This window comes from Wolbachia endosymbiont of Pentalonia nigronervosa, from assembly GCF_014534705.1.
In the GTDB taxonomy this organism is placed as follows: Bacteria; Pseudomonadota; Alphaproteobacteria; order Rickettsiales; family Anaplasmataceae; genus Wolbachia.
Map to the genome: position 1 here is coordinate 1 of NZ_JACVWV010000074.1, position 4,674 is coordinate 4,674.

At 32.3% G+C, this 4,674-nt stretch carries 7 protein-coding genes; 4 read left to right on the forward strand and 3 right to left on the reverse strand.

Annotated elements, in window-relative coordinates; all coding sequences use genetic code 11:
• Nucleotides 1–294 precede the first annotated feature (294 nt).
• The 3 genes from IC220_RS06025 to IC220_RS06035 all read left to right on the forward strand — a co-directional run bounded on the left by IC220_RS06025 (nucleotide 295) and on the right by IC220_RS06035 (nucleotide 1,556).
• A complete protein-coding gene (locus IC220_RS06025; protein ID WP_188153589.1) occupies nucleotides 295–651 on the forward strand; it encodes a helix-turn-helix domain-containing protein in 357 nt (118 codons plus the stop codon).
• Nucleotides 652–1,035: 384 nt separating this feature from the next.
• Nucleotides 1,036–1,260, forward strand: a complete 225-nt coding sequence (locus IC220_RS06030) for a TA system antitoxin ParD family protein (protein ID WP_188153590.1) — start codon at nucleotides 1,036–1,038, stop codon at nucleotides 1,258–1,260.
• Nucleotides 1,257–1,556, forward strand: coding sequence for a type II toxin-antitoxin system RelE/ParE family toxin (locus tag IC220_RS06035; protein ID WP_188153591.1), 300 nt, complete (start codon nucleotides 1,257–1,259; stop codon nucleotides 1,554–1,556). The genes IC220_RS06030 and IC220_RS06035 overlap by 4 nt, the downstream gene beginning before the upstream one ends.
• Nucleotides 1,557–1,666: 110 nt before the next feature.
• Here the strand turns inward: IC220_RS06035 and IC220_RS06040 are convergent, their stop codons facing one another.
• Together IC220_RS06040 and IC220_RS06045 are read right to left on the reverse strand one after the other, a co-directional pair.
• Nucleotides 1,667–2,557, reverse strand: coding sequence for a hypothetical protein (locus IC220_RS06040; protein ID WP_188153592.1), 891 nt, complete (start codon nucleotides 2,555–2,557; stop codon nucleotides 1,667–1,669).
• Between the two features lie 20 nt (nucleotides 2,558–2,577).
• On the reverse strand, nucleotides 2,578–3,246 hold the full coding sequence (locus IC220_RS06045; RefSeq protein WP_188153593.1) for a JAB domain-containing protein: 669 nt from the start codon (nucleotides 3,244–3,246) through the stop codon (nucleotides 2,578–2,580).
• A 259-nt stretch (nucleotides 3,247–3,505) separates the two neighbouring features.
• On the opposite strand from IC220_RS06045, the gene IC220_RS06050 reads away from it, so the two are divergent.
• Nucleotides 3,506–4,504: a hypothetical protein gene (locus tag IC220_RS06050; protein WP_188153594.1), complete on the forward strand. Its 999-nt coding sequence runs from the start codon at nucleotides 3,506–3,508 to the stop codon at nucleotides 4,502–4,504.
• Here IC220_RS06050 and IC220_RS06055 read toward each other — a convergent pair.
• On the reverse strand, nucleotides 4,501–4,674 hold a 174-nt coding region (locus IC220_RS06055), incomplete at its 5' end, for a transposase (RefSeq protein WP_188152743.1). The two genes, IC220_RS06050 and IC220_RS06055, sit on opposite strands and share 4 nt — an antisense overlap.

The following is a 4,674-nucleotide window of genomic DNA, read 5'->3' on the forward strand; positions in this document are numbered from 1 at the left end:
TTCTCTTTAGAAGGTCATACAGAAGCAAAGTTACATACGGGGATACCTCCAAAATATAATTTCACGTTTATTTCATAGTTTTGCTAGGACAAGATTTTATATTTTCTATAAATTTTTACGTAATTTTTTAATAAAATTGACAGTCAATGAGAAATATATTCATGATTCATTTTCTCTTTAGCTTTAGTTATACCAAATTTCATTATCAGATTCTGCTTGTGATTGCAAATTTTAGCTTATTTTCTTTTTCAACAGAGGATTGTAATATATTCTTATAAGAGGTTATAGTTTAACATGAATTGCAGTAACGCTATTAACATAATTATAGGTAAAAAAATAAGGCTCTGGAGGCGGGCACGTGGATTAACAACAATGCAACTTGGAGAAAAGTTAGGCATTTCATCTAGCCAAATAATGAAGTATGAGAGAGTGGAAGCTAAAATTTCAGCAAGTCGATTGTATGAGCTAGCAAAAGTTCTTTCAGTTAATGTATCGGATTTTTTTATTGATATGTCTTCCGATTTGCATGAAGATAATGAAAGTGATACGGAAGGTAGAGAAATAGTAGAGCTCATATCAGATTACAGAAAAATCAAAAAAGAGCTACAGGGGTCAGCTCGTTTGCTCGTAAAGTCTTTTCCAAAGGATTAACAGCTCTATTTATAAATTGTACACACTCTCTTCCTTAAATTTTTGTGGTCAGTTTTGGCTAACGCATCTTTCATAATACCTCTCATACTTTACGTCAATAAACTTAAGTTATAAATAAAAGATTATTCTTTTTGTGACTGGTCAAATCCTACTAAGAGTGCTTAAAGAATATATAATAAATGACTACTACCTGAGTCTAAAATGGCGTTCTATGGTGATATAAGAAGGTCCTTTCTAAATTCAATTGCTAATACAACATGCTTAATACTTTAGGTGAAGTTAATTGTTCAAGGGAATTACAGCAAAAAGAAACCTTGTGTTTTAAATATTGAAAAAATTTTTAATATATGATATAATGTAAATTAGTTTAGGGTAAAAATAGCTATGAGTATTGCAGTAAGCCTTAATGAGGAGCTAGTTAAAGCAGCTCAATCTCACTCTACATTACAGAGTCGTTCTGTACAACAGCAAATTGAATATTGGGCTAAGATCGGTAAAATCGTTGAAGAAAATCCTGAGTTAAGTTATAGCGTGGTCAAGGAGTTTTTATTAGGTCTTGAAGATGTTAAGGCAGGAAATGTTGAGGAATATAAGCCTTTATCGCTGTGAAAATTCTTGTAACTAATACTTTTAAGCGGTCAATGAAAAAATTACATAGTAGTCAACAACTCAAGCTTGATGAAGCAATAAGGCAAATTCAAAATAATCCATATATTGGTGGACCTAAATTAGGAGATCTTCTGGGTGTTCATGTATATAAGTTTTTTATTTTTAATCAACTCATTTTATTAGCCTATCTTTATAATGAACAAGATAATGAGCTAACCCTTCTTGCATTTGCTCCGCATGAAAATTTTTACAGAGACCTGAAAAAGCAAATTAAAGGTAGAGAGTACATTTTTTGAACAGATATGTCTAGTTTTGCGGTGCTTTGAGCTTCTAGAGTTTAGTATTCCTACTTCTTTAAATTAGATACAATATTACCACTATAAAGAGAATTTTCACCAATAATACCTCAAAATGGTTGAAATCTCTTGAAACACAATTGCTTCACTAACCTTTTCCTTTCCTGTACTAAATCAATTGGCTTAATGTACTTTTCTTCGATTTCACACATTTCCTTTTCCCGTTCTTCAATGCTGGATTGTATTATTTCAGTAATATATTTGCTTTTACCACTTGCAACCTCTGATTTTAGTCTTCTTATTTTGTATTTCAACTCATCAAATCTTGCATGTTTTTTCAAAAGCTCAATCATATTGTTTACTTCAGAAAACAGCTCTCCTTCCTTTATCCTGACTACAATTATAGAAAGCAGAAACTTATCTATTTCGTAGTTAACCTCTAGCCGATTTGCAAATAACTCAATAAGATCTTTACTGGATTCGAAATCATATAAAAAGTTGTAAAACCCTATCTTCTTTTCTAGATAATTGTTCATATCCTGCGAAAGATTTAGTTCTTCACAAGCCTTTAATAGTAACACTACCAAGTCCTTTATATCTACTTTGCTCATTTCTTCGGGCAGTAGTACTATCAACAGCTGCTTTACTAACTCTACATCATTCGATTGAACTGCTTGATACAGCGTTTCTTTTTTGTTTTCTCTTAAATCATAGAGTTTTGATGAATCACCAAGACTAAACAGATAATTGGTTAATCCATCACTCTCTATTATAATATTTACTTCTCTCAGCGGGTTTTTGTCATCAAAAGATTTAAGCAGCTCTTTTTCGCTGGCTTTCTCTATTACAACTGCTACTTCACTTAGTTTTTTCAGTTGATCAATATTACTATTTTCAGCTGCATTTTTTGCTTCCTTTATCACCTGCCTGTAAAGCTCTTGTTTCTCTTTATTGTTCAAACTTTCACACTGTTCTTTTACTTGTAAAGGTAACAATTCCATACTTCACTTAATATTTTACCCTATAATAAGCTATTTTCAGCAAAACTAAAGTATTTTTTTTCTGTTACAATTATATGATCCAGAAATTCTATTTCCATGCTACTGCATGCTAGTAATAGGGTTTCAGTTAAACTTCTATCGTGTTGTGATGGTTCTGCATTTCCTCCTGGATGGTTATGAGATATAACTATTGCAGCTGCACCAACTAATAGCGCCCTTTTCATTACTTCTCTTGGATATAGAGGTACTTTATTTACCGTTCCCTCTAGAATATACTTATCGATTATACGTGATTTCTTATTAAGATAAATAACACAAAAGCTTTCTCTGATTGAGTGAGCTGTGGTTATTTTTAAGTATTCTATCAGCTTTTTTTGATTGTCAACTATTGGCAGCTCTTCTAAATCTTCTCTGAGCATTTTCTCAATTGCCTCCTTTATGCAGAATATTGCTGCAACCGCTGAATCATTCATACCAGTGACACTTTTAAGCTCATTGGAGTCTGCACTTATCACCTTACCTATGCTCTTGAACAGTTCTACTAATCTTTCTGAAACTGCTCTACTTTCTACTTTTCGATATAAAATCAGCTCAAGTAATTCATAATCAAACAGGGATCTACCCTTACTTGACAACACTCTTGTCTCTAATTCTTTTCTTCTTTTGTTCTTATTTTCACTATTATTCATAAAAATTACCTACTAACTAACGATTAAACTTTTTCAATTATTAACTCTGCTTTTTTAGCAGTGGTCGTCATGGAGCCATCTATTTCAGAAAGAGTCAAGTCATTTGTTGAAGTTTTTTTATAGTTTTAGCAAATATATTATTATACTTCATACAGCATGAACCGTCTCTATAAGATTTGACAAGTCGTCAAAAGAGTGTTATATTAATCTTTTACTCATAATTGAGAGTGTATATTATATTAAAAATAAAGAGGTATTTATGAAAAAGGAAAAATTATCTAACTTAAAATCTGCTGTATTTACAGATACGCTGAAAGACATAGGTAAAAGCCTATCAACTAATTTGGTGCGTACTTCAAAAACAAAAAAGCAACTACTGGTTTATCCTGCAGAACTTAACCCTTTTAGCTCAGCTCTAAGTCAAATCAGGCTAAACGAGCATGAAAACTCTACATTAAGTGCATTTTTGGAAAAAGCTATAGTAGCTAAAACCATAGATGAATTAAGCAAGGTTATTGATGAAGTATTGGACTCAGGAATTAGAATCAATGCACACAATGAAGATGGATTCAGTTTTTCCAATGTTGCCGTACTTAAAATGCATTACAGTCAATTTACAGAAAGTAAACAAGAAGATATAATCAAGAAATTAGCCCTAAACGGAGCAAATTTTGATGAAGCGGGTGATAACCTAGGTGATGAAAACATAATTGAAATTTGCCGTAAAGTGCAAAGGGAAGTTGAACCACAAATACATACCCGACTTACAAAACTTAGAGAAGTGGCAGAAAATGCTGCTGCTGTAGGATCTGTTGAAAACGTTGAAATCGATAGCAAGAACTTTTACATCAAATTTTCACATAACTCCAAAGTTAATGTTGTAACCGTTATCGAAGGTGCAAAAAGATTAGGCTTCAGCAACGGTAACTTGGAGCTTGGAATTAATATCATACAGGTAGGCAAAGGTAAAGTAGAAATCAAAACTGGAAAAAATGGTGAAAGAAATTATTCAGATGTATCAGATAATAGCTCTTTTACCATAACGTTTTCTAGCAGCTTAGGAGAATTACACGTTATAGTATACCAAGACAAAAAAAATTATAATCAAGTGAAAGTTGAAGTAGAAGATCAAGAAATGTGGAATAAGCTGCAAACAATAGGAGAAGTTGTAGGACAAGGCTGCTTGTTTGGTGATATGCCTGTTAAAACAGCAATAGAACGAGGAAGTTTTGTTAGAAGATGTCTTGAAATCATTTAAGTAGCTAATTTATTAAGCATAACGGTAATCATATTAAAGAAAATATTGGTTTTTGAGGTAAGAGGAGAATGTTCGTAATCTTTGCTCATGCGCCTAAAATTGGAGAGCCAAGCAAAGGTTCTTTCAACTATCCAACGTTTTGGAATAACCTGAAATCCTTCAGCTTCGGG